The sequence below is a fragment of the Micromonospora radicis genome, assembly GCF_003583405.1.
GTDB lineage: Bacteria > Actinomycetota > Actinomycetes > Mycobacteriales > Micromonosporaceae > Micromonospora > Micromonospora radicis.
The window spans coordinates 252,504-275,124 of sequence record NZ_QXEC01000001.1 but is presented as its reverse complement, the minus strand read 5'-3'; the positions used below and the strand labels follow the sequence as shown (position 1 = coordinate 275,124).

General features: G+C 71.7%; 20 protein-coding genes. 8 read left to right on the top strand and 12 right to left on the bottom strand.

Features of this window, described 5'->3' with window-relative positions; genetic code table 11:
- Positions 1-52 precede the first annotated feature (52 nt).
- The gene (locus D2L64_RS01265; RefSeq protein ID WP_233558696.1) at positions 53-1,132 is read right to left on the bottom strand and encodes a thiamine pyrophosphate-binding protein; all 1,080 of its coding nucleotides are present in this window, start codon (positions 1,130-1,132) and stop codon (positions 53-55) included.
- Complete coding sequence (locus D2L64_RS01260; protein ID WP_119572562.1) at positions 1,125-2,243, bottom strand: baeRF2 domain-containing protein; 1,119 nt, start codon at positions 2,241-2,243, stop codon at positions 1,125-1,127. The genes D2L64_RS01265 and D2L64_RS01260 overlap by 8 nt, the downstream gene beginning before the upstream one ends.
- Positions 2,244-2,391: 148 nt before the next feature.
- Here D2L64_RS01260 and D2L64_RS01255 point away from each other — a divergent pair, with 148 nt between their 5' ends.
- A complete protein-coding gene (locus D2L64_RS01255; protein WP_407663043.1) occupies positions 2,392-2,931 on the top strand; it encodes a hypothetical protein in 540 nt (179 codons plus the stop codon).
- 18 nt (positions 2,932-2,949) lie between these two features.
- Here the strand turns inward: D2L64_RS01255 and D2L64_RS01250 are convergent, their stop codons facing one another.
- Complete coding sequence (locus D2L64_RS01250) at positions 2,950-3,306, bottom strand: DUF3817 domain-containing protein (protein ID WP_119572827.1); 357 nt, start codon at positions 3,304-3,306, stop codon at positions 2,950-2,952.
- A 148-nt stretch (positions 3,307-3,454) separates the two neighbouring features.
- Between D2L64_RS01250 and D2L64_RS01245 the strand changes: the two genes are divergently transcribed.
- A complete protein-coding gene (locus D2L64_RS01245; RefSeq protein WP_119572826.1) occupies positions 3,455-4,933 on the top strand; it encodes a glutamate--cysteine ligase in 1,479 nt (492 codons plus the stop codon).
- 400 nt (positions 4,934-5,333) lie between these two features.
- On the opposite strand, the gene D2L64_RS01240 is transcribed toward D2L64_RS01245, so the two are convergent.
- Positions 5,334-5,825 (bottom strand): FBP domain-containing protein, encoded by a 492-nt coding sequence (locus tag D2L64_RS01240; protein WP_119572561.1) that lies wholly within the window; start codon positions 5,823-5,825, stop codon positions 5,334-5,336.
- 76 nt (positions 5,826-5,901) lie between these two features.
- Between D2L64_RS01240 and D2L64_RS01235 the strand changes: the two genes are divergently transcribed.
- A complete protein-coding gene (locus tag D2L64_RS01235) occupies positions 5,902-6,477 on the top strand; it encodes a TetR-like C-terminal domain-containing protein (protein WP_119572560.1) in 576 nt (191 codons plus the stop codon).
- Positions 6,478-6,577: 100 nt separating this feature from the next.
- On the opposite strand, the gene D2L64_RS01230 is transcribed toward D2L64_RS01235, so the two are convergent.
- From D2L64_RS01230 to argG, 5 genes are all read right to left on the bottom strand, one after another.
- The gene (locus D2L64_RS01230; RefSeq protein WP_119572559.1) at positions 6,578-8,323 is read right to left on the bottom strand and encodes a CotH kinase family protein; all 1,746 of its coding nucleotides are present in this window, start codon (positions 8,321-8,323) and stop codon (positions 6,578-6,580) included.
- On the bottom strand, positions 8,323-9,000 hold the full coding sequence (locus D2L64_RS01225) for a DUF4956 domain-containing protein (protein WP_119572558.1): 678 nt from the start codon (positions 8,998-9,000) through the stop codon (positions 8,323-8,325). The genes D2L64_RS01230 and D2L64_RS01225 overlap by 1 nt, the downstream gene beginning before the upstream one ends.
- A 3-nt stretch (positions 9,001-9,003) precedes the next feature.
- Complete coding sequence (locus D2L64_RS01220; RefSeq protein ID WP_119572557.1) at positions 9,004-9,933, bottom strand: polyphosphate polymerase domain-containing protein; 930 nt, start codon at positions 9,931-9,933, stop codon at positions 9,004-9,006.
- Between the two features lie 107 nt (positions 9,934-10,040).
- On the bottom strand, positions 10,041-10,364 hold the full coding sequence (locus D2L64_RS01215) for a hypothetical protein (RefSeq protein ID WP_147376162.1): 324 nt from the start codon (positions 10,362-10,364) through the stop codon (positions 10,041-10,043).
- 157 nt (positions 10,365-10,521) lie between these two features.
- A complete protein-coding gene (argG, locus tag D2L64_RS01210; protein ID WP_119572555.1) occupies positions 10,522-11,973 on the bottom strand; it encodes an argininosuccinate synthase in 1,452 nt (483 codons plus the stop codon).
- Between the two features lie 262 nt (positions 11,974-12,235).
- Between argG and D2L64_RS01205 the strand changes: the two genes are divergently transcribed.
- The 5 genes from D2L64_RS01205 to D2L64_RS01185 all read left to right on the top strand — a co-directional run bounded on the left by D2L64_RS01205 (position 12,236) and on the right by D2L64_RS01185 (position 16,197).
- A complete protein-coding gene (locus D2L64_RS01205) occupies positions 12,236-13,228 on the top strand; it encodes a hypothetical protein (protein WP_119572554.1) in 993 nt (330 codons plus the stop codon).
- A gap of 113 nt (positions 13,229-13,341) precedes the next feature.
- Positions 13,342-13,920, top strand: a complete 579-nt coding sequence (locus D2L64_RS01200; RefSeq protein WP_119572553.1) for a carboxymuconolactone decarboxylase family protein — start codon at positions 13,342-13,344, stop codon at positions 13,918-13,920.
- 165 nt (positions 13,921-14,085) lie between these two features.
- Positions 14,086-14,676, top strand: coding sequence for an NUDIX domain-containing protein (locus D2L64_RS01195; RefSeq protein WP_233558695.1), 591 nt, complete (start codon positions 14,086-14,088; stop codon positions 14,674-14,676).
- Between the two features lie 29 nt (positions 14,677-14,705).
- On the top strand, positions 14,706-15,707 hold the full coding sequence (locus D2L64_RS01190) for an RNA polymerase subunit sigma-70 (protein ID WP_119572825.1): 1,002 nt from the start codon (positions 14,706-14,708) through the stop codon (positions 15,705-15,707).
- Between the two features lie 34 nt (positions 15,708-15,741).
- Positions 15,742-16,197 carry a DUF6069 family protein gene (locus tag D2L64_RS01185; RefSeq protein ID WP_233558694.1) on the top strand — a complete coding sequence of 152 codons (456 nt, stop codon included), beginning with the start codon at positions 15,742-15,744 and terminating at the stop codon, positions 16,195-16,197.
- 141 nt (positions 16,198-16,338) lie between these two features.
- Here D2L64_RS01185 and treZ read toward each other — a convergent pair whose 3' ends face one another.
- The 3 genes from treZ to glgX are packed head-to-tail and all read right to left on the bottom strand — an operon-like array spanning position 16,339 to position 22,491.
- Entirely contained in the window at positions 16,339-18,063 is a 1,725-nt protein-coding gene (treZ, locus tag D2L64_RS01180; protein ID WP_119572551.1) for a malto-oligosyltrehalose trehalohydrolase, read from the bottom strand.
- Positions 18,064-18,080: 17 nt separating this feature from the next.
- Positions 18,081-20,372, bottom strand: coding sequence for a malto-oligosyltrehalose synthase (treY, locus tag D2L64_RS01175; protein WP_119572550.1), 2,292 nt, complete (start codon positions 20,370-20,372; stop codon positions 18,081-18,083).
- 1 nt (position 20,373) lies between these two features.
- The gene (gene glgX / locus D2L64_RS01170; RefSeq protein WP_119572549.1) at positions 20,374-22,491 is read right to left on the bottom strand and encodes a glycogen debranching protein GlgX; all 2,118 of its coding nucleotides are present in this window, start codon (positions 22,489-22,491) and stop codon (positions 20,374-20,376) included.
- Between the last annotated feature and the right edge of the window lie 130 nt (positions 22,492-22,621).

The following is a 22,621-nucleotide window of genomic DNA, read 5'->3' as shown; positions in this document are numbered from 1 at the left end:
CATTCCCGCCGTACCCCGCAGCGTCGCGCGGGCATGGGGCAGGGCGTGCGGGTCAGGGTGCGGCCACCACGTCCAGGACACACGGGCGGTCGGCGGTCAGCGCCCCGTCCCAGGCCGCGCCGACCAGCTCCGGCCGGTCGACGCGTACGCCGTGCAGCCCGAGCAGCCGGGCCCAGCCCGCGTACGGGACGTCGTCGGCCAGCTGACGGCCCGGGTGGCCGGACCGGGTGTTGAACACCAGCACCACCAGTCGCGGATCGGGCCACTGCGGCCAACCGCGGGCGACGGTGACCAGCTCGGCCAGCCCGTGCGAACGCATGCCGTCGTCGGTCACCAGGGCGAGCACCGGCCGCTCCGGGGCGGCCAGCTTGGCGGCCACGGCGGCCGGCAGGGCGGCACCCGTCGCGGCACCGCCGGGCTCGGCGAGCACGGTCGTACCGGGTGGCAGCCGGTGGGCGTAGCGGGCGAGGTTCGGCTCGCCGTCCACGGCCACGATGCCGGGGCGGGGCAACCGGAGCCGCAGTTCCTCGAAGACCAGGCGGGCGGCGGCACCGCCACCCACGACGGTCCGGCGCCGTCCGGGCGCGCCCGCGGGCACCACCAGGCAGACCGGACCTGGCCCGGCGACGGCGTCCCGCAGCGCGGCCTCCACCAGGTCGGCACCCCGGGCCGGGTCGACCGCGTGGAACACCCGGCGACACACCGCGCCGAAGCTGCGGTCGACAGGCCCCCACCGGTCGTCCGCCGACGCCACCGGCGGATGTTCGGCGACGATCGCCAGGACGGGCAACCCGTGCTGCCGGGCGGCGTCGAGGCCGGCGAGCAGCCCGTACGCGCTCGCTCCGGCGGACGCCAGGCAGACGCCGACGCCGCCGGTGAGCCGGGCGTGGGCGACCGCCATGAGCGCGGCGCTGGCCCCGGGCCGGGTGGGCACGAAGGTGACCTCACCACCGGTCGCGCTCAGGGCCTCGACCAGCGGCGCGGCCGTCTCGCCGGGATGCCCGAAGACCCGCGGCACCCGCCAGGCCGCCAACCGCGCGACGACCGCCTCCGCCAGCACCGGGTCGGCCAGGTCCAGCACGGCCGACCCCGGCCCGGCCCGATCCGGGCCGGGCGGGCTCGGGTCAGGCACCGTCCCGTCCGGGCGTGGACGGGTCGACATAGCGCAGCACCGCGCCGACCCCGTCCACCAGTTCCGGCGCCTCGTCCGGGCCCAGCACGGTCAGCTCGGCGTCGGTGCCGACCAGCGCGCGGACCAGCGCCGCGTCGGCGCGGACCCGCTGCGGATCGCGGGTGCCGGTCAGCTGGCCGGGCTCGGTGGCGATGTCGGTGGCCGCCGACCCGATCCAGAGTTCACCGTCGGCGGACGGGTCGTCCACGATCAGCATCGTGTCCACCTGGTTGCGCTGCAACGCGGCGACCACGGCGTCGAGTCCGGCACCGACGTCCTCCTGCATGCCGAAGCGGTCCAACGCCGCGCTGATCCGCTGATCGGCGACCTCGGCGATGGTCTGCACGGTGAGGTCGTCCAGCAGGGTCTGGTCGGCGCCGCCGGCCCGCGAGCCGGCGTCGGTGCGCACCACCAGGTCCTGCCAGCGCTCCGGCATCTGCGCGGCGATCATGCCGGTGGCCCGGACGTCACCGGCGACCACGACCACCTCGGCACCGACCCGCTCGGCCAGCTCGACCGTGGCGGCGGTGACGTCACCGGCGTTGTGGTGCCAAGCCTCCATGGCGGCGCGCTGGTAGCGCGACTGGGACCAGCCGCCGGGCTTGACCCGGCGCAGCTGGTAACTCTCCCGCCCGACGACGTGTGCCCGGCGCGGTACGCCACCGGCGCTGACCGACATCGCGTCGGCGCCGGTACGGTCGGCCAGCACCCGGACCCAGGCCACCTGCTCGCCCCGCTGGGCCAACAGCGGCATCACGTGCGGCAGTGGCGCGAACCCGGCCAGGTCCCGGCGGGGTGGGGCGGACAGGTACTCGGAGAGCACCACCCGGCCGCCGGTGGCGAAGACGGCCAGGCCGTAGTCGCCGGGCATCGGGTCGTGGCCGCGGATCACCCGGTCGACGGCGGCCACGGTCGGCTCGTCGGCACCCTGCTCGGCCAGCTGCCGTTGCAGGCCACGCCAGCGAAGATCGAGTGCGGCGTGCGCGTCCTCGGTGTCCAGGGACGCGTCCAGGTAGACCGAGCACCACGGACCGGGACGGTCGTAGAGCGGGCGCAGGAAGGACAGCTGCATGCTCGACCCCTTTCCAGCTCGGCCCCGCGCTTACCCGTCCGACCCGGCTTGTCACCTGCCCGCCACCGCGTGACCGGTTTTCATTCACGTCGTTCAACCCGGAGGGCCGATACGATCTGTGCACGGACGCGAACTCTGGGTGGTGGCAATGGACACGACATCGTATTCCCGGCGCAGCCTCCACCCGACCGGACGCATCCTCACCGCCCGGGTCGTCCGCCTGCTGGACGGCTACCCGCGGGAGGTGCGGGTGGGGCAGCCGGTGCTGGTGTTGGTGCTGGCCGCCGCCGGGGTGGTCGGTCTGCTCGCCAAGTTGGTCCAGGCCGCGCTCTCCGCCGGCTCCGGCACCGGCCGGCGCAAGTTCAAGGAGCTGAAGAAGGGCCCCGAGTACCTGGTCACCCCGATCCGGCTGCGCGACTCCGACAACCGGTTGTACGAGGTGGAGCTGCACGGGCACCTACCGCAGAGCGCCCTGCATCCGGCCGACCACGTCCAGCTGACCCTGCGCGACCAGGGCGATCCGGACCTGCCGCCGAAGATCGAGCGGATCGTCAACCTCACCACCGGGCAGTTGCTGCGCCCGCGTACCGCCACCATGTGGTCGCACCTCGGGCCACCACTGCTGTTGCAGGCCGCACTGGGCGTCCTGCTGCTCGCCGGGCTGGCCGCCTGCACGGCGCTGACCTGAGGTCTCCGGCGACGAGGACTACCGGGCCGGCCAGCCGACCGGGGCGGGCTCGCGGACCGGTTCGGTGACGTCGAGCATGCCGCGGCGGCGGGCCCAACGCTCGAAGACCAGAGTGGCGAACGGCGGTACCGCGCAGGCCAGGGCCACACCGGTGGCCAGCAGGCTCCACCGGTGCAGCCGGGCCACGGCCAGCACCAGCGCGCCGTAGACCACGAAGAGCGCGCCGTGGATCGGGCCGAAGATCTGCACCCCCAGCTCGTTGCCGGGCGGGCCGTACTTGGCCGCCATTCCGGCCAGCAGGCCGGCCCAGGAGATCGCCTCCGCGATCGCCGCCGCCACGAACAACCGGGTCACCTTCGCGCGCACGAAGGTCATGTTAGCGGCGTACGCCCCGGGCCCCGCCCGCCGGGCCGGCGACGCGACGGCGGTCACCGCACGCCGGACGGTGGACAACGGGACGGACTTCCGCCCGGTGGCATGGACATGCGACGTTGGGGGTACCAGCGGTGACAGGGTGGTGACCATGGGCGAGGAAGTCGCTGTGCAGACCTTCAGCCGGCAGGACCGGGCTCGCTACCGGGACAAGGTACGCCGTTGTCTCGACGTCTTCGCCGAGATGCTGCGCGAGTCCCGGTTCGATGTCGACCGGCCGATGACCGGCCTGGAGATCGAGCTGAACCTGGTCGACGACGACTCGATGCCGACGATGCGCAACACCGACGTGTTGCGGGCGGTGGCCGACCCGAGCTTCCAGACCGAGCTCGGCCAGTTCAACGTCGAGATCAACGTGGCGCCGAGGCGACTGGCCGGCACCGGCCTGGCCGAGTTCGAACAGAGCGTACGAGCCAGCCTGAACGCCGCCGAGCAACGGGCCCGCACGGTCGGCGCGCACCTGGTGATGATCGGCATCCTGCCCACCGTGCGGCCCGAGCACCTGACCGCGGCCACCCTGTCGGCCAATCCCCGGTACGCGCTGCTCAACGAACAGATCTTCGCGGCCCGGGGCGAGGATCTGCGGATCTCCGTCAACGGGGTGGAGCGGCTGGCGGTCACCGCCGACACCATCACCCCGGAGGCGGCCTGCACCAGCACCCAGTTCCATCTCCAGGTGGGCCCGAGCCAGTTCGCCGACTACTGGAACGCGGCCCAGGCCATCGCCGGCATCCAGATGGCGCTGGGCGCGAACTCGCCGCTGTTCTTCGGCCGGGAACTGTGGCGCGAGACCCGCATCCCGCTGTTCCAGCAGGCCACCGACACCCGCCCCGAGGAGATCAAGACGCAGGGCGTACGACCTCGGGTGTGGTTCGGGGAACGTTGGATCACCTCGGTGTTCGACCTGTTCGAGGAGAACGTGCGCTACTTCCCGGCGCTGCTGCCGGTCTGCGACCCCGAGGATCCCTCCGAGACGCTGGCCGCCGGTGGCGTACCGACCCTGAGCGAGCTGCGGTTGCACAACGGCACGATCTACCGCTGGAACCGGCCCGTCTACGACGTGCTCCGGGGCCGCCCGCACCTGCGGGTGGAGAACCGGGTCCTGCCGGCCGGGCCGACCGTGCTGGACACCGTCGCCAACGGGGCGTTCTACTTCGGGCTGGTCCGGGCGCTGGCCGAGGCCGACCGGCCACTGTGGTCGCAGATGTCGTTCAGTGCCGCCGAGGAGAACTTCAACACCTGCGCCCGGCACGGCATCGACGCGCACGTCTTCTGGCCCGGCCTGGGCTACCTGCCGGTCACCGAACTGGTGCTGCGCCGGCTGCTGCCGCTGGCCGCGCAGGGCCTGGACCGGTGGGGCGTCGAGCCGGGCGAGCGGGACCGGCTGCTCGGCGTCGTCGAGCAACGCTGCCTCTCCGGCCGCAACGGGGCGAGCTGGCAGGTGGCGACGCTGCACCGGCTGGAGTCCGCCGACCAGCTCGACCGGCCGGCGGCACTGCGCGAGGTGGTCCGGCACTACGTGGAGTTGATGCACAGCAACCGCCCGGTCCACGAGTGGCCGATCCCCTGACTGCACGCCTGACCAACTCCCGGCGCAGAGAGTGATCGGATCGACACGGCGATTACGGTGGGTGCGTTCCGTCCGCCGGGTCGAGAGGATCCGCCGATGCCCCGCTCCCTCCGTCATGCCGTCGGGTTCACCGTCGTCGGCCTCGGCGAGGAGCAGGTGGGCCGGCACGGCGGCTGCACCGGCCCGGACGGCGGGACGCTGCTCGCCACCGACGTGCCCCACCACTGGCCGCTGTACCTCACAGTCCCTGCGGGTGGGCGGCGCACCGCTCACCGCCGACTTCGACCTGACCGGCCCCGCCACACCCTGAACCGGTTCGACGCGCAACGGTACGCGAGCCTGGCGGCACAGGGCAGCCGGCGCCCTCGGCGGGTGGCGGGTGGCGGGTGGCGGGTGGCGCTCAGGCTGTCACCCGGGCCAGGAAGCCGGCGAGGTTCGTGACGGTACGGGCGATCTTCTCGTCCAGGCTGATCGTCTCGTGCAGCCGCGCGCCGGCCCCGGCGTCCTTCTTGCCCCGCAGGTAGAGCGAGCAGGACAGGTCGCTGCACAGGTAGGTGCCGACGGAGCTACCGTCCCGACCGGCCCGACCGGCCCGAGGGGCGACCAGCAGGCTCACTCCCACCTCCGGTGAGGTCAGGCAGATCGAGCACAGGTTGCGCCGGGCCGGTCCCGGGCCGGCGCTCGGGCGGCGCAGGACCAGCGCTACCGGGCGGTCCGCGGGGACGGTGACGAGGTAGGCGCGATCCGGCGTCTGCGGGTCGCGCCAACCCAGGTAGTCCAGGTCGGCCCAGGGGCGGGTGGCCAGGTCACGTGGCACGGAGAGGCGCTTCGCCTCGCCCTTGCTGCAGTTGACGAAGGCGGCTCGGATCTCCGGCTCGGTCAGCGGTTCCATAAGTCTATGGTTTTTTTCCTAAACTGTTTAGGCAAAGCCGATACAGGTGTTCTGCCACACACGCCCGGGGAGGGACATGCCACGGCTGGGACTCAACCCGCACCGGCTCGCGCTCGGCGGCGCGGAGCTGGCCGACGAGGTCGGCTTCGAGCAGGTCACCGCCTCCGCACTGGCCCAGCGGTTCGGCGTCAAGGTGGCGAGCCTCTACTCGCACATCCGCAGCACCCACGAGCTGAAGGTCCGCATCGCGCTGTTCGCACTGGACGAGTTGGCCGACCGGGCGGCCGAGGCGTTGGCCGGGCGGGCCGGTAAGGACGCGCTGTTCGCGTTGGGCAACGTCTACCGCGACTACGCCCGCGAACACCCCGGCCGGTACGCCGCGACCCACCTGCGGCTCGACCCGCAGACGGCGGCGGCGAGCGCCGGCCCACGCCACGCCCAGTTGGCCCGCGCGGTCCTGCGCGGCTACCAACTGGACGAGCCGGCGCAGACCCATGCGGTACGGCTGCTCGGCGGCGTGTTCCACGGCTTCGCCAGCCTGGAACTGGGTGGCGCGTTCAGCCACAGCACCCCGGACAGCGAGCAGTCCTGGACCTGGACCCTGAACGCCCTCGACGCGCTGCTGTCGGCCGGGCCACCGGACGCCGGTTGAGTCCACCGGGGCCACCGGACGCCTGCTGGACCGTCGGCGGCGGCGCGAGAGCCGACCGCGTCCGCGGGTGCCGGACACCCACGGGCGCGGTTCGACCGACTCAGCTCTGCGTGATGACCTCGTTGCCGGCGAGGCTCTCGGTGCGCTGCTGGATCAGCGTCCGCAGCCGCTCGGCGTCGCTGCCGGCGGCCGCGGCGTCGTACCCGTCCACCGTGGCCAACACCTCGGTTATCGCGTCCACCGCGGCCAGCGCCGTACCGTCGGCGAAGACCTGTTGGTAGAGGGCACGGTAGGCGTCCTCGTACACCTGCTTGAACTTCGCACTGGCCAGGAAGCGCTCCTTGAGCTGGTGGCCGCTGCCGCCGGGGCCACCGTTGCCGCCGGGACCGCCGTTGCCGCCCGGCCCGGCGTCCCCGCCGCGGACGGCGCCGTTGTCCGGGCGGGTGCGGCCGGTAGGAGACTCCGCCTGGCGTCCGCCGTCCGCTCCGACGGGGTCCGGAGCGGCACCCTCCGCGGTGGCGGAGTCCGGAGTAACCTCCGCGGTGGCGGAGTCCGGAGCCGCGGTGGCCGGACCGGCGTCGTCGCGGAGGCCGACGCCCGGTACGGCTGCGCCGCCGAGCCGGCCCTGCTCGTGCGGTCCCTGGGTGGCGCTGCCGCTGAACGCGAGGTTGTAGTCCCAGCCGATGACGGTGAACCGTTTCGTGCCCAGGTCGTACCAGAGGTAGTAGTTGCGGCCCGGACCGGACATGTCGTCGAAGTTGAGCAGCAGGTTCTGCCACGCCGCGTACCGGGCGAAGGACGCCACGTCGACGTGGTCGGCCAACTGCTCGTCGAACTCGACGTCGCTGGCGTTCTCGACCCACCTGATCAGGTCGATCACCGGTTGCAGGTCCTGGCTGCCCTTCATGGTGATCTGTTTGAAGTCGTCGGCGTACTCGGTCTGGTCGTCACCCTGGTCGGTGAACCGGCTGGTCGCCAGCGACTTGTAGAGCACCCCCGAACCGTCGAAGTCCTCGGCGAAGTTCCCGTCGGGATGCTCGACGACCAGGCGGGCCGTGGTGGGCCGGTCGTTGACCGTGAAGCTGGTGTAGGCGTACTCCTGGGTCACCTCACCGGCGGCGGCGAGCAGGTCGAGGGTCACCGCTTCGTTGAGCACGGTGGAGCCGCCGCCCATCCCGGCCACCCGCACCGCGATGTCCCGGTGCCCCTGGTACCGGCGGCCGTCGACGTACTCGTCGAAGCGGATCAGCCACGGCAGGGTCTCCGGCTCCTCGGCCCGCAACGTCGTCTGGCCGAACCCACCGGTCCTACCCTGACCACCCGGGCCGTCCTGACCACCGGGGCCGTCCTGACCACCGGTCCTGCCCTGCGCACCGGGGCCGTCCTGGCCGGCCGCCGTCTCCTGACCGGCTCGCCGGTCCTGGCCGTCGGCTCCGTCCTCGCCGACACCGCGTTGCGGGGTCTGTCCGTCACGGCTCAGGCTGCGCAGCGTGGAGTTGCCCTTGAGCCGGATGCCGACACTCGGCACGGTGGTGCCGTCGATGACCAGGTCGGCCTCGATGTACTCCTTCTCGCCCTCGTCGTAGAAGGCGTCCAGCATGCGCTCGTAGTCGGCGTCCCGGAAGACCAACTCGATGCGGTGCGCCACCGTCTCGTCGAACAGGTCGACCGTGCCGGCGATGTTCTGGGTGACCACGTCACCCCCGGTGTCACTCGCGCTGGTCACGTACGGGCGGATCCGTACCGTGCTGAGTGTGACGGTGAGTACGAGCAGGAGTGTGAGGCAGCTGGCCAGGAACTTCCAGTAGTGCCGGATCCGGAGCGGGATCCGGCGCTTCCCGCGCATCACAGGTCCGTCTGGTCGTAGCCGGTCAGTACGGTCACCCGCTGGCCGCCGGTCCGCTCGGCCAACGCGTTGATCAGGTCGCTGGGCTCGGCACCCTTGCTCAACCGCACCGTGTACATCATCTCGGTGAGCGCGCCGCCCCGGATCGTCTCCATGCTGACCAGTTCGAACTCGCTGGTGAAGCGGATCAGCACGTCCTGGATGTGCTCGGTGTGGTTGCCGGTCGGCGGCACCTGCACCTTGACGACCTGACGCTGCACGTTGGAGGCGAACCAGTTGAAGCGGTACATCAGCACGATGATGAGGCTGATCGCGACGGCCGCGACCACGGCCAGCAGGTAGAACCGGGTGCCGCAGGCCATGCCCACGCCCATCACCAGGAAGATGAACCCGACGTCGCGGGTCTCCTTGATGGCGTTGCGGAACCGCACCACCGACAGGGCACCGACCAGGGCGAAGGCGCGGGCGATGTTGGAGCCCACCACAAGCATGATCAGCGAGATGAGCATGCCGAGGATGACAAGCGTCTGCACGTACGACTGGCTGTACGACACGTTGCGGTGGGTGAACCGGTAGACCCAGCCGATCATCGCGCTGAGCAGGAAGGCCAGCGACATGGCCAGGGCGATGTCGCCGACGCTGAAGGTGCCGGACAGATCCTGGAACTCGAACGGCATGGGTCAGACCTCACTCTTGGCGTAGTCGGCGGATTGCGGGTGGGACGGCAGGAAGTCGTCGGCGGCGGCGTGGTGCAGCGAACGGGGAACGCGACCGAAGGCCTCGACGCTCTGGCAGTACTTCGACATCCGGACGATCGACAGGTTCGTCCGGGCGGCCAGGTCGGTGAGCCAGTACGGCACCCGCTCGTTCGCCTTGATCTCCAGCACGGAGAAGCTCGCCGGCACGATGAGTCGGTTCTCGGCGTCCGCGCCGAGGTGGAAGTCGCGGTCCCGGCCGCGTACCCGGTGGTCGAGGGTGACCCGCAGGCCGGTGTCGGAGTCCCGGCCGACGAACGCCTCCCGCTGGTAGCCGGTCATCGCCACCGGCCGCAGATCCAGACCGCAGAGCAGTTCCAGGACCTCGTCGAGGAAGGCCCGCTGCTCGGGGGCGTGTGCGACCAGTTCCCGCCGGTCGCACAGCGCGCGGGCCAGGTGGTACGGCAGGGCCACCCGGCGCTTCTGGGTGACCCGGTTCACCCGTTGCTTGATCTCGACGTGCACGATGCTGTCGTCGGTGACGGTGGCGCGGTCGCCGTAGTGCCGCACCCGCAGCTTGCGGCGGAACCTCAGCCCTTCGATCTTCTCCCAGTAGAAGCGCAGCCCGGCGGTGTCGTAGTAGACGCTCCACACGCCGTATCCGGTGTCGCCACCGTGGCGGTCGCGGTCCATCCGGGCGGCGAACCGCTCGCGCAGCGCCGGCAGGTCGCCGACCGGTACCAGATACTTGATCTCGTACCGGTTGAAGGCGTGCAGCCCGCTGGGGGCGTGTGACGCGGCCCCACTCCGGTCGGTACCGCCCGGCCGCCCGTCGTCGGGCGGCGACGGTGGCGCTGCGGTGGACGGCTGGGGGTCTGGGGCGCGGGACGGAACCCGCCGCAGCCATGAGCGCATGTGGGCTGGCCGATCTGTGCGGTGACAGGGACCAGCGAATGCAAACAGCCGAGACTATGAACCAGCTTTGGATTCCGGGTGAACCGACGGTGAACCCGCGTGGTGGTTCAGCCGCCCGCGCGCCACACCGTCCACAGGCCGTACAGGGCGGCGACGCCGAGCGCCACCGTGCCCAGCGCGACCGCCTGGCGGCGCTGCCCGCTCGGACGGACCCGGGCGACGACGGTGGCCACGTAGAGCGCCGCCACGATGATCGTCCAGAGCCACGCGGTGGAGATCCGTTCGTCGACCCGACATCCGGCCGGTGCCGGGTGGATCGCCGGGCACACGTCGGCGCGCGGCAGGGCCAGATACCAGAAGCCGGCCCAGGCGAGGACCGCGACGGCGCTGGCCACGGCGACCGCCAGCCAGGATCGGACAGCTGCGGGCACGGCCACCTCCATCGGGACACCGGGGCGTCAGGCGTCCAGGACGCCGGAGGCGGCAAGCGTACCGGCCGCGCCCGGACGCCCCGGACGGCACCGCCCGCCGTCGACGGTGTTCGATCGCCGTCGACGGCGGGCGGGCGGCCGGGCCGGAGCCGGTCGGTCAGTCGACGCCGAACTCCATGGCGGCGCGGTCGAGCGCCTCGTCCTCGACCGAGGAGACCCCGCGGGAGGCGATGGCCTCGGCGCCGCCCTGCGGCATCGCGCCGATCAGGCCGGTGGAGGCCGCCTGGGCGGCACCGACGACCCGCTGCGGGGTGCCGCCGCCGACCATGCCGAGGTTCGCGTACTGCTCCAGCTTGGCGCGCGAGTCGGCGATGTCCAGGTTGCGCATGGTGAGCTGGCCGATGCGGTCCTGCGGGCCGAACGCCGAATCCTGCGTACGCTCCATCGACAGCTTGTCCGGGTGGTAACTGAATGCCGGGCCGGTGGTGTCCAGGATCGAGTAGTCCTCGCCCCGGCGCAGCCGCAACGTGACCTCGCCGGTGACCGCCGTACCGACCCAACGCTGCAACGACTCGCGCAACATCAGCGCCTGCGGGTCCAGCCAGCGGCCCTCGTACATCAGGCGGCCCAGGCGGCGGCCCTCGTTGTGGTAGTTGGCCAGGGTGTCCTCGTTGTGGATGGCATTGACCAACCGTTCGTACGCGGCGTGCAGCAGCGCCATGCCGGGGGCCTCGTAGATGCCGCGGCTCTTGGCCTCGATGATCCGGTTCTCGATCTGGTCGGACATGCCCAGGCCGTGCCGCCCGCCGATGGCGTTGGCCTCCAGCACCAGGTCGACCGCGCTGGGGAACTCCTTGCCGTTGATCGTCACCGGGCGGCCCTGCTCGAAGCCGATGGTGACGTCCTCGGTGGGGATCTCGACCGACAGGTCCCAGAACTTGACGCCCATGATCGGGTTGACCGTCTCGATGCCGGTGTCCAGGTGTTCCAGGGTCTTCGCCTCGTGCGTGGCGCCCCAGATGTTGGCGTCGGTGGAGTACGCCTTCTCGGTGCTGTCCCGGTACGGCAGGCCGCGTTCCAGCAGCCACTCGGACATCTCCTTGCGCCCGCCGAGTTCGGTGACGAAGTCACCGTCGAGCCACGGCTTGTAGATCCGCAGCTGCGGGTTGGCCAGCAGGCCGTAGCGGTAGAACCGCTCGATGTCGTTGCCCTTGAAGGTGGAGCCGTCGCCCCAGATCTGGACGTCGTCGGAGACCATCGCCCGGACCAGCAGCGTCCCGGTGACCGCCCGGCCCAACGGCGTGGTGTTGAAGTAGGCCCGCCCGCCCGAGCGGATGTGGAAGGCGCCGCAGGTCAACGCCGCCAGCCCCTCCTCGACCAGGGCGGCCCGGCAGTCGACCAGCCGGGCGATCTCGGCCCCGTAGTTGTGCGCCCGACCGGGCACCGAGGCGATGTCGGGCTCGTCGTACTGGCCTATGTCGGCCGTGTAGGCGCACGGGATGGCGCCCTTGTCGCGCATCCACGCGACCGCGACCGAGGTGTCGAGGCCGCCGGAGAAGGCGATGCCGACACGTTCACCGATGGGCAGGGAGGTCAGAACCTTGGACACAAGGAAGAGTATGCACCAGCGCGCATACTCATGCAAGCCGGATGTCGGGAAGGGCACACGCAGCACCTGGTCAAGGCGCACGGGGGCACCCGGTCGGGTGCAGAGCGCCCTGGACAAGGGCAGCCTGTTCACCGTCCGGCTGCCGGAGGCCGGGGCGGGCGGTCGAGCAATCTGAGAGAAGTCGAGCAATCTGGAAGAAACCCGCGCCGCAATCCATCCATCATCATCGTTGTTAACCCTCCGTGATGATGAGGAGCGCCGCATGGCCCAGACCGACAGTCATCCCCGCCGTCTACGCGTCACCGACGAGCTCCGCGTGCCGTCCGAAGCCACCTCGGTCTTCGTCCCCGGCGAGACGCCACGTCGACGCGGGCTGATCATCGCGCTCAGCGTGTTGGCCGGCTTCCTGCTCACCGTCGTCTGGTCGGCGGAGTTCGTCGACTCGACCATCGGCGACAACATCGCCAACACGATGCTGGGTCACGACGCGAAGGAGACTCCGATCAGCGGGGTCGTGGCGGGTGTGCTCTTCGCGTTCGTCTCCGGTGTCGCCGGCACCTTCACCGCCTGCAACATCGCCGCCTTCGGCGCCATCGCCCCGCTGGCCGGCACCTCCGGCAGTCGGCTCGGCCGCTTCCTGACTCCGCTGCGTCCGCTGGGCTGGATGGCGGTCGGCATGATCGTGGTGTCCGCCGCCTACGGCGCGCTCGTCGGACTGGTCGGCACCTCGATGCCCCAGTTCTCCACCGCACCGAACACGCCCGGATCGCTGTCGCCGCGCAGCATCCAGTCCATGGTGGTCTTCGGCCTGATCGGGCTGATCATGATCTATCTGGGGCTGGCCGCGCTACGGGTGGTGCCGGACCCGTTCGCCCGGATCGCCCGCCGCTACCCCAACGCGCCGCTGGTCTTCATGGGCGTACTCATCGCCGGTTTCCTGATCGGACGCCCGTTCCCGCTGTTCCGCCAGATGTTCCGGGACGCCGCGGAGAGCGGCAACCCGCTCTACGGCGCCGCCGCGTTCACCCTCCAGTCGATCGGCAACATCATCATCATGGCGGTGTTGTTCCTGCTGCTGGCCTGGTTCGCGGGCAGCCGGCTGCAACGCTGGTTCGCGGCCCGCCCGAGCCGGCTGGCGGCGACCATCGCGGTCGCGTTCATCATCGCGGGTGCCTTCACGTTCCTCTACTGGGACGTCCGCCTGCTCGCCCGCCGCGAACTCATCCCCTGGTACCCGACCGCGCCCTGGGCGTGACCCCGCCCGACCCGACACCTGACCGCCCCCGGCCGACCGGCCGGGGGCGGCTGTCACAGATCGGCTCCGACCGGCGTCTGATGCCCGAGACCGGCAAGCCGCAAGGAGGAGAGATGACCAGCAGGATCCCCCCGACCGAGATCACCGGTGTCCAGGGCGCCCTGATGAAGACGATCGCCAGGAGGATGGTCGGCACGGTGCCCGAGCCGCTCGGCGTGCTGTGGCACCACCGGGCCGTACTCAACGCCACCATGAGCCTCGGCCGCAAGGCCAACCGGTGGGACGAGTGCGACCGGGACCTGAAGTCCTACGCGCACATGGCGGTGGCGTCCCTGATCGGCTGCTCGTTCTGCCTCGACATGGGCTACTTCCAGGCCCGCAACGAGGGACTCGACCTGACCAAGGCCCGCGAGGTACCCCGCTGGCGCGAGTCGGACGCCTTCACTCCGGTGGAGCGCGACGTGCTGACGTACGCCGAAGCGATGTCCCAGACGCCGCCGACGGTCAGCGACGAACTCTCCGGTCGGCTGCTCAAGCTGCTCGGTGCGCCGGGGCTGATCGAACTCACCGCGTTCATCGGCGCCGCCAACCTCGCCGCCCGGATGAACGTCGCCCTCGGCATCGAGGCGCAGGGCTTCGCCGCGACCTGCGGCCTGCCGCCCCTGGCCCGGCCGTCCGCGAACCGGGCCTGACGACCCCACCCGCACGATCACGCCCGATCCGGGATGCAGTGGCCTCCCCGCACCGGGACACCACCCGATCCCGGATCGAGCGTGACCTCGCGCTACCGTCCACCGGCCGCCGAGGTCAGGGTCGGCGTGGGAGGCCCCCGGCACCCGTACGGCTACCGTCGACTCGTGACCTGGACCGAACCTGCCGTCTGGTACGCCAACCTGCCGGCCTTCCACGCCTCCACCGGCGCTCTGATCACCAACCCGGCCGGTGACGTACTGCTGGTCAAGCCCCGCTACCGCGACTACTGGGCCTTCCCCGGCGGCGGCATCGAGGCGGACGAGCACCCGCACGACGGCTGTGCCCGCGAGGTCCGCGAGGAGTTGGGCCTCACGTTGCCCGTCGGCGACCTGCTCGTGGTGGACTGGGCGCCACCTGAAGGGCCACGGCTGCGGGCCCTGATCCACCTCACCTTCGACTGCGGCACGCTCACCGGCACGGAACGTTTCGAGCTACCCGACGACGAACTCACCGATGCCGCCTTCTTCCCGCCGGACGAAGCCGAGCGACGCCTCCCGACCGCCGTGGCGCCACGGGTGAGCGCCGCGCTCCGCGCTCGCACCCGGCGCACGGCGATCTACCTCCCCACGGCCCCACCCGCACATCGGCGGCCCGGAGAGAGCGGGCGGCCACCGGCGGCAACGCAGGACGGGTCAGCGCGGGCGTCGCCGACCGTCGGTGATGAGTTATCGGGCCCCGGCCCGTCACACCTGTGACGGGACACGACAAGCGGAAGGACGACGTGATGGGTGCGCAGACACGGTTGGCGGAACCGGGCGGGCTGGGCCAGGTAGACGAGCCGGCGTTCACCGGGCTGGCGGAGCGGCACCGGCGGGAGCTGCACGTGCACTGCTACCGGATGCTCGGGTCGTTCGAGGACGCCGAGGACACCGTGCAGGAGACGTTCCTGCGGGCCTGGCGACGGCGGGAGACCTTCGAGGGGCGGTCCACGTTCCGGGCCTGGCTGTACCGGATCGCCACCAACGCCTGCCTGGACCTGCTCGCCCGGTGCCGCCCGGAGCCGGCGGTCGGCGGTGAGGTGCGGTGGTTGCAGCCGTACCCGGACCGGCTGCTCGACGAGCTGCCCGCGGGCGACGCGGACGAGCCGGAGGCGCTCGCCGTCGCGCGGGAGACGATCGAGCTGGCGTACCTGGTCGCGGTCCAGCACCTGGCGCCGCGCCCACGGGCCGTGCTGATCCTGCGCGACGTGCTCGGCTGGCCGGCGAAGGAGGTCGCGGAACTTCTCGGGGACTCCGTCAACTCGGTGAACAGCGCGTTGCAGCGGGCCCGCGCCGGAATGCGGGAGCACCTGCCCGCCGAGCGGCAGGACTGGACCGGCGGCGAGGAGGACGCCGGCACCCGCGAGCTGGTCCGGCGCTATACCGACGCCAGCGTGGCCACGGACATCGACCGGCTGGCCGCCCTGCTGCGCGACGACGTCCGCTGCTCGATGCCGCCCACGCCGGGCCTGCACGTCGGCCGCGACGCGGTGGTCAAGGACTGGGTCGACAGCGGCTTCGAGGGCATGACGGGCCTGCGGGCCGTACCCACCTCGGTGAACCGGCAGCCCGCCGTCGCCTTCTACCACCGGCGGGAGCCCGCGGGCGGGTACCTGCCGCTGACGGTCGACGTGCTGCGCATCAGCGGCGGGGCGATCACCGAGATCGTCACCTTCCACGACGACCAGTTCCCGCGACTCGGGCTGCCCGCGCAGCTACCCACGGACGGCACGGAGTGGCAGCGGTAGGCCAGTCAGGAGAGCTGGAAGACGGAGGAACGAGATGAGCAGCATGAACGACACCAGCGCCGACACCCGCGCGGCCACCGGCCGGACCCGCCCCGCCCGCCCGCTGCGCGGGCTGCTCGTCACCGGCCTCGGTGCCACGCTCGCGGCGGTGGCGGCCACCACGATCACCGCCGCGCTCGCCCGGGCGGCCGGCGTCGACTTCGAGATCCCCGACGGCGGCGAGGCGATCCCGTTACCCGGGTTCGCCGTGGTGACCGGATTCTTCGCACTGGTGGGCGTCGTCATCGCCACCGCCCTGCTTCGCTGGAGCAGCCGACCCGCCGAGCGGTTCGGGTGGACGGCCGGGTCGCTGACCGCGATCTCGCTGGTCCCGCCCTTCCTCGTCGGGGCGAGCAGCGCAACCGTGGCCGCCCTGGTCGGGTTGCACCTCGTCCCGGCCGCGGTGATGATCCCGATCCTGACCCGCGCCCTGCGCGCCCGCACCGCCTGACCCTCGGCCGGCATCGGCCGCACCCTGCCGGGCCGCGCGTCGCCCGACGGGTCGGCGGCCGGGCCCGACGAGGGTGCCACGCGGGCTGCTGGCCGGACAGCACCTCCAAGCCCAGTGGAGCCAATGCGCCCGTCCACGTCCTCACGACGCCACGATGGCCGCTGTCTCCGCTGGTAGTTCGATGCGGTCGCGTTGGACGGTGACGCCCTCTCCGGTGGCCAGCAGCACCCGCCGGGCCACTCCCGGCAGGGTGATGCGTTGCGGCTGGTGGGCGAGGTTGGCGGCGACCAGGCAGCCGCCGCGGCGCATCACCAGGAAGCGGTCGCCGTGGCGTACGTCGATGGCGAACAGGTGCGGGTCGGACAGTTCCGGACGGGACTTCCGCAGCGCGATGAGCCGGCGGTAGAAGTCGTACATCCCGCGGTGGTCGGGTTTCTCCAGCTCGGCCCAGTCCAACCGGGAGCGTACGAAGGTCTGCCGGTCCTGGGGGTCGGGCACGGCGGCGGCCGACCAGCCGTGGGTGGCGAACTCGCGGCGGCGGCCGGACACCACGGCGGCGGCCAACTCCGGCTCGGGGTGACTGGTGAAGTACTGCCACGGCGTGCTGGCCGCCCACTCCTCCCCCATGAACAGCATCGGGGTGAACGGCGCGGTCATCAGCAGGGTGGCGCCGACGCGGAGCATGGCGGGCGACACGCTCGCGGTCAGCCGGTCACCGGTGGCCCGGTTGCCGATCTGGTCGTGGTTCTGCAGGTACGCGACGAAGCGGTGGCCGGGGGTGCGCTGGTCGACGGGGCGACCGTGTTGGCGGTGCCGGAAGCTCGACCAGGTGCCGGTGTGGAAGAAGGCGCCGCGCAACACCTCGGCGAGGCATTCCATGCTGCCGAAGTCGCCGTAGTAGCCCTGCTGTTCGTCGGTGAGCAGGGTGTGCAGGGCGTGGTGGGCGTCGTCGTTCCACTGGGCGTGCAGGCCGTAGCCGCCGGCCTCCCGTGGGGTGATCAGCCGGGGGTCGTTGAGGTCGGACTCGGCGATCAGGGACAGCGGGCGGCCCAGGTGCACCGACAGCGACTCGACCTCGACGGCGATCTCTTCCAGCAGGTGCACCGCACGGGTGTCGGGCAGCGCGTGTACGGCGTCCAGGCGCAGGCCGTCGACGTGGTAGTCGCGCAGCCACATCAGCACGCTGTCGACGATGAACCGGCGTACCCCGTCGGAGTGCGGACCGTCCAGGTTGATCGCCTGACCCCAGGGGGTGCTGCGGTCACTGAGGTACGGCGCGAACATCGGCGCGTAGGCCCCGGAGGGCCCGAAATGGTTGTAGACGACGTCGAGGATCACCCCCAGCCCCTTGGCGTGGGCGGCGTCGACCAGCCGTTTCAGGCCGTCGGGGCCGCCGTACGGTTCGTGTGGGGCGAACCAGCAGACCCCGTCGTATCCCCAGTTGTGTTCGCCGTTGAAGGCGTTCACCGGCAGCAGTTCGATCATGTCGACGCCGAGTTCGACCAGGTGGTCGAGCCGGCCGATCGCCGCGTCGAAGGTGCCTTCCGGGGTGAAGGTGCCGACGTGCAGCTCGTAGAGGATGCTGCCGGGCAGTTGCCGGCCGGTCCAGGAGTCGTCGGTCCAGGTGAAGGCCGAGTGGTCGTAGACCCGGCTGGGACCGTGTACCCCGGCCGGCTGCCACCGGGACCGGGGGTCGGGCAGCGGCTGGTCGTCGTCGCCCAGCAGGAACGCGTAGTCGGGTCCGGCGCCGGGTACCTCGACCCGCCACCAGCCGTCCCGACCGGCGCGCATCTCGTGGTCGGCGGCGCCGGGCAGGCGCAGCCGCACCCGCTTCGCCTCCGGCGCCCAGACCGTGAACTCGGACATGACGCAGCCCTCCCGGGTCAGGTGGTGGGCACCAGCAGCGCGACGGGATAGTTGGCCAGCAGGTCCGCCAGGCGGACCCGACCATCACTGTAGACCCGCCCGGTGAACAGGCACGACATCTGTTTGACCGGTAGTGACAGGGTGGTGTCGCGCCAGCCGCCGTCGGCGGCCAGCCGCAGCGGCAGCCGGGTGGCGACGGCCAGCGCACCGCCGCGGTCGAAGGCGACGACGTGCCCGGCGGCCGGACCGTGCCCGGTGACCGGCCGGTAGTCGCCGAACAGCTCCGGGCGGTCCCGGCGGGCCCGCAGGGTTCGGGACACCACGAGCAGCTTGGCCGCGCCGCCCTCGTCCACCGGCGGCAGCCAGCCGGCGTCGAGCCGGGCCAGCATCTCCCGGCGTACGGCGAAGTCGACCGGACGGCGGTTGTCGGGGTCGACCAGGGAGTTGTCCCACAGCTCGGTGCCCTGGTAGGTGTCGGGCACCCCGGGCATGGCCAGTTGGACCAGCTTCTGGCCGAGCGAGTTGGCCCAGCCGGCCGGGGTGATCTCGGCGGCGAACGCGGCCAGTTCCGGCGCGACGGTCGGGTCGTCGTACCCGGCGTCGACCAGGGCGTGCATAGCCTGTTCGAAGGCCGGGTCGGGGTCGGTCCAGCCGGTCGAGACGGCGGCTTCCCGGGCAGCCTTCTCGGCGTACGCGTGCAGCCGCTCGCGTTCGATCGGCCAGGCGCCGACGGCGGTCTGCCACAGCAGGTGGGCCAGGGCGGCGTCGGGCAGCGGCACCGCCGCCATCCACCGGGTGACCAGCTCGGCCCAACGTCGTGGCGCTTCGGCGAGGACGGCGAGGCGGGCCCGGACGTCCTCACCACGTTTCGTGTCGTGGGTCGACAGCGTGGTCATGCTGGCCGGCCAGCGGGCGTGGCGGTCGGCGGCGAAGCGATGGAAGCGGCCGGGTCGGGTGCCGAAGTGGCTGGGGCTGCCGCCGACCTCGTTGAGGGCGACGAACCGGCTCCACCGGTAGTAGGCGGTGTCCTCGACGCCCTTGGCCATCACCGCTCCGGTGAACTGCGGGAAGCGGCGGCCCAGTTCGTCGTCGGGGTCGCGCAGCCGGCGGGTGATCGCGTCCAGCGCGCCGGTCAGGTCGGTGCGGCGGCGGCCGGCCTCGGCGCGGGCGTTGGCCAGGTGCCGGGCCCCGTCGGGCGGGTAGCCGCGGTAGACCGGGAACGCGGCGGCCAACTCGGCCAGGGCGGCGCGGGCCGCGTCGGGGTCGACGTCCGGGGCGAGGGCGGCCAGCCGGGTCAGTTCGGCGGCGAGCAGCCGGGTGGCGGCGCCGAGCTTGGTGTCGTGGGTCAGGTCGGCCCAGGAGGTGGCCCGGCCGACCAGCCGGGTGTCCAGGGCGGTCAGCTCCGCCTCGGCGTCGCCGTCGACGAACAGGCCGCAGACCGCCGCGAGGGCGTCGTAGCCGGTGGTGCCGTCGACCGGCCAGGCCGGCAGTTCCTCGCCGTACTCCAGGATCTTCTCCACGACCAGCCAGGCGTCGGGGGCGGCGGCACGCAGCCGGGCCAGGTAGTCGGCGGGGTCACGCAGGCCGTCGGGGTGGTCGACCCGGATGCCGTCGATCTCGCCGGCCGCGGCCCAGGCCAGGATCAGCTCGTGGGTGGCGGCGAACACCGCCGGGTCCTCCACCCGCAGCCCGGCCAGGCTGGCCACGGCGAAGAACCGGCGGTACGTCAGCTCGGCGTCGCCGCGCCGCCAGGAGACCAGTTCGTAGTGCTGCCGGTCGTGGACCTCGCCGGGGCGGCCGTCGCCGGTGCCGTCGGCGATCGGGAAGCGGTGCTCGTGGTAGCGCAGCTCGCCGTCGGCGACGGTGAGGTCGGCCAGCGCGTCCGGGGTGTCGGCGAGCACCGGCAGCAGCAGCCGGCCGGCGTCCCAGTCGATGTCGAACCAGTCGGCGTACGCCGACCCGCGCCCCCGGCGCAGCACGTCCCACCAGGCCGGGTTGGCGGCCGGTACGGCGACCCCGGCGTGGTTGGGCACGATGTCCACGACCAGGCCCAGCCCGACGGAGCGCAGCGCCCACAGCAGCCGCTGCCGGGCGGCCTCGCCGCCGAGTTCCGGGTTGACCTTGCGGTGGTCGACCACGTCGTAACCGTGCGCGCTGCCGGGGGCGGCGGCCAGCAGCGGCGCGCTGTACAGGTGGGTGACGCCGAGGTCGGCGAGGTAGCCGGCGAGGCCGGCGGTGGCGTCGAGGTCGAAGTCGGGACGCACCTGCACCCGGTAGGTGGCGCCGACCGGTCGAGGGGTGTCGGACATGTCAGGCGACCCTTTCCAGCACCACCAGGGACCGGTCCGGTACGCAGACCGTGCCGCCGGCCTCGATGGTGGTGCCCTTGTCCTGGTCGGGTTCGACGGTGCTGATCACGAGCTCCCAGCGTTGGCCGAACTCGGCCGGCGGTGGGGTGAAGTCCAGTGGTGCGTCGTGGGCGTTGAAGCAGAGCCAGAAGGAGGCGTCGTGGTGGCGTTGGCCGTACTGGCCGCGTTCCCGGATGCCGTCGCCGTTGACGAACAGCGCCACCGAGCGGCCGAAGTCGTTACCCCAGTCCTCGCCGGTCATCTGCCGCCCGTCGGGGGTGTACCAGGCCAGGTCGGGCAGGGGTTCGTCGATCTCCCGGCCGCGTACCGGCAGGCCGGTGAAGAAGCGGCGACGCTGGAACACCTGGTGCTGGCGGCGGAACTCGACCAACCGCCGGGTGAAGTCCAGCAGCTCGGTGTCGATCGCGTCCCAGTCGATCCAGGCCAGTTCGCTGTCCTGGCAGTAGGCGTTGTTGTTGCCCCGCTGGGTGCGGCCCAGTTCGTCGCCGTGGCCGATCATCGGTACGCCCTGCGACAGCAGCAGGGTGGCGATGAAGTTGCGCCGCTGCTTGGCCCGCAGCGCCAGTACCCCGGGGTCGTCGGTGTCGCCCTCGACGCCGCAGTTCCAGGACCGGTTGTGGCTCTCCCCGTCCCGGTTGTCCTCCCCGTTGGCCTCGTTGTGCTTGTCGTTGTACGACACCAGGTCGGTCAGGGTGAACCCGTCGTGGCAGGTGACGAAGTTGATGCTGTGGAAGGGGCGACGGCCGTCGTCCTGGTAGAGGTCGGCGGAGCCGGAGATGCGGGAGGCGAACTCGGCGAGGGTCGCCGGCTCGCCGCGCCAGAAGTCGCGGACGGTGTCCCGGTACTTGCCGTTCCACTCGGTCCACTGCGGCGGGAAGTTGCCGACCTGATAGCCGCCGGGGCCGACGTCCCACGGCTCGGCGATGAGCTTGACCCGGCTCACCACCGGGTCCTGCTGGACCACCTCGAAGAAGGTGGAGAGCCGGTCGACCTCGTAGAACTCGCGGGCCAGGGTGGCGGCCAGGTCGAAGCGGAAGCCGTCGACGTGCATCTCGGTGACCCAGTACCGCAGCGAGTCCATGATCAGTTGCAGCGAGTGCGGGCTGCGGACGTTGAGGCTGTTGCCGGTGCCGGTGTAGTCGACGTAGTAGCGCCGGTCTTCCTCGGAGAGCCGGTAGTAGCTGGGGTTGTCGACGCCCTTGAAGCTCAGCGTCGGACCGAGGTGGTTGCCCTCGGCGGTGTGGTTGTAGACCACGTCGAGGATGACCTCGATGCCGGCCGCGTGCAGCGCCTTGACCATGCCGCGGAACTCCTGCACCTGCTGCCCGACGTGGCCCAGCGCGGAGTAGGCGTGGTGCGGGGCGAAGAAGCCGATGGTGTTGTAGCCCCAGTAGTTGCGCAGCCCCAGGTCGGCCAGGCGGTGGTCGTTGACGAACTGGTGCACCGGCATCAGTTCGATGGCGGTGATGCCGAGCCGGGTCAGGTGCTCGATCATCGGCGGCGAGGCGATCCCCGCGTACGTACCGCGCAGCTCCTCGGGGATGCCGGGCAGCCGCATGGTCAGCCCGCGTACGTGCGCCTCGTAGATGACCGAGTGGTGGTACGGGATGCGCGGTGGCGCGTCGTTGCCCCAGTCGAAGTACGGGTTGACCACCACCGACTTGGGCATGAACGGCGCCGAGTCGGTCTCGCTCATCCGTTCCGGCTCGCCGTGGACGTAGTCGTAGACCGCCGGATCCCAGTGCACGTCCCCGTCGACGGCCTTCGCGTACGGGTCGATGAGCAGCTTGTGCGGGTTGCAGCGCAGGCCGTTCGCCGGGTCGTACGGGCCGTGTACCCGGTAGCCGTACCGCTGCCCCGGCCCGATGCCGGGAATGTAGGCGTGCCAGACGTACGCGTCGACCTCGCGGAGTTCGACCCGGCGCTCGTGGCCGACGTCCCACTCGTCGAAGAGGCAGAGTTCGATCCTCTCGGCCACCTCGGAGAAGATCGCGAAGTTGGTGCCCATCCCGTCGTAGGTGGCACCGAGGGGATACCGCTCGCCCGGCCAGACCTGCATGTCGCTCCTTCGGCCCAGTGTCATGAGCGCGCCCGCACCATGAGCACACCCGCCCGGGGGATCCGGGGTGATGCGCGGGGCGGTAATGCCCCGCACGGTCCGCCACCAATCCATCCGATCGGGTGAATGC

Excerpts from the sequence above, each read along its gene's own strand:
- D2L64_RS01260 (WP_119572562.1), bottom strand. The coding sequence starts at position 2,243 with ATGCAGCTGTCCTTCCTGCGCCCGCTCTACGACCGTCCCGGTCCGTGG.
- D2L64_RS01255 (WP_407663043.1), top strand. The coding sequence starts at position 2,392 with ATGGACACGACATCGTATTCCCGGCGCAGCCTCCACCCGACCGGACGC.
- D2L64_RS01250 (WP_119572827.1), bottom strand. The coding sequence starts at position 3,306 with ATGACCTTCGTGCGCGCGAAGGTGACCCGGTTGTTCGTGGCGGCGGCG.
- D2L64_RS01245 (WP_119572826.1), top strand. The coding sequence starts at position 3,455 with ATGGGCGAGGAAGTCGCTGTGCAGACCTTCAGCCGGCAGGACCGGGCT.
- D2L64_RS01240 (WP_119572561.1), bottom strand. The coding sequence starts at position 5,825 with ATGGAACCGCTGACCGAGCCGGAGATCCGAGCCGCCTTCGTCAACTGC.
- D2L64_RS01235 (WP_119572560.1), top strand. The coding sequence starts at position 5,902 with ATGCCACGGCTGGGACTCAACCCGCACCGGCTCGCGCTCGGCGGCGCG.
- D2L64_RS01230 (WP_119572559.1), bottom strand. The coding sequence starts at position 8,323 with ATGCGCGGGAAGCGCCGGATCCCGCTCCGGATCCGGCACTACTGGAAG.
- D2L64_RS01225 (WP_119572558.1), bottom strand. The coding sequence starts at position 9,000 with ATGCCGTTCGAGTTCCAGGATCTGTCCGGCACCTTCAGCGTCGGCGAC.
- D2L64_RS01220 (WP_119572557.1), bottom strand. The coding sequence starts at position 9,933 with ATGCGCTCATGGCTGCGGCGGGTTCCGTCCCGCGCCCCAGACCCCCAG.
- D2L64_RS01205 (WP_119572554.1), top strand. The coding sequence starts at position 12,236 with ATGGCCCAGACCGACAGTCATCCCCGCCGTCTACGCGTCACCGACGAG.
- D2L64_RS01200 (WP_119572553.1), top strand. The coding sequence starts at position 13,342 with ATGACCAGCAGGATCCCCCCGACCGAGATCACCGGTGTCCAGGGCGCC.
- D2L64_RS01190 (WP_119572825.1), top strand. The coding sequence starts at position 14,706 with ATGGGTGCGCAGACACGGTTGGCGGAACCGGGCGGGCTGGGCCAGGTA.
- D2L64_RS01185 (WP_233558694.1), top strand. The coding sequence starts at position 15,742 with ATGAGCAGCATGAACGACACCAGCGCCGACACCCGCGCGGCCACCGGC.
- treZ (WP_119572551.1), bottom strand. The coding sequence starts at position 18,063 with ATGTCCGAGTTCACGGTCTGGGCGCCGGAGGCGAAGCGGGTGCGGCTG.
- treY (WP_119572550.1), bottom strand. The coding sequence starts at position 20,372 with ATGTCCGACACCCCTCGACCGGTCGGCGCCACCTACCGGGTGCAGGTG.
- glgX (WP_119572549.1), bottom strand. The coding sequence starts at position 22,491 with ATGCAGGTCTGGCCGGGCGAGCGGTATCCCCTCGGTGCCACCTACGAC.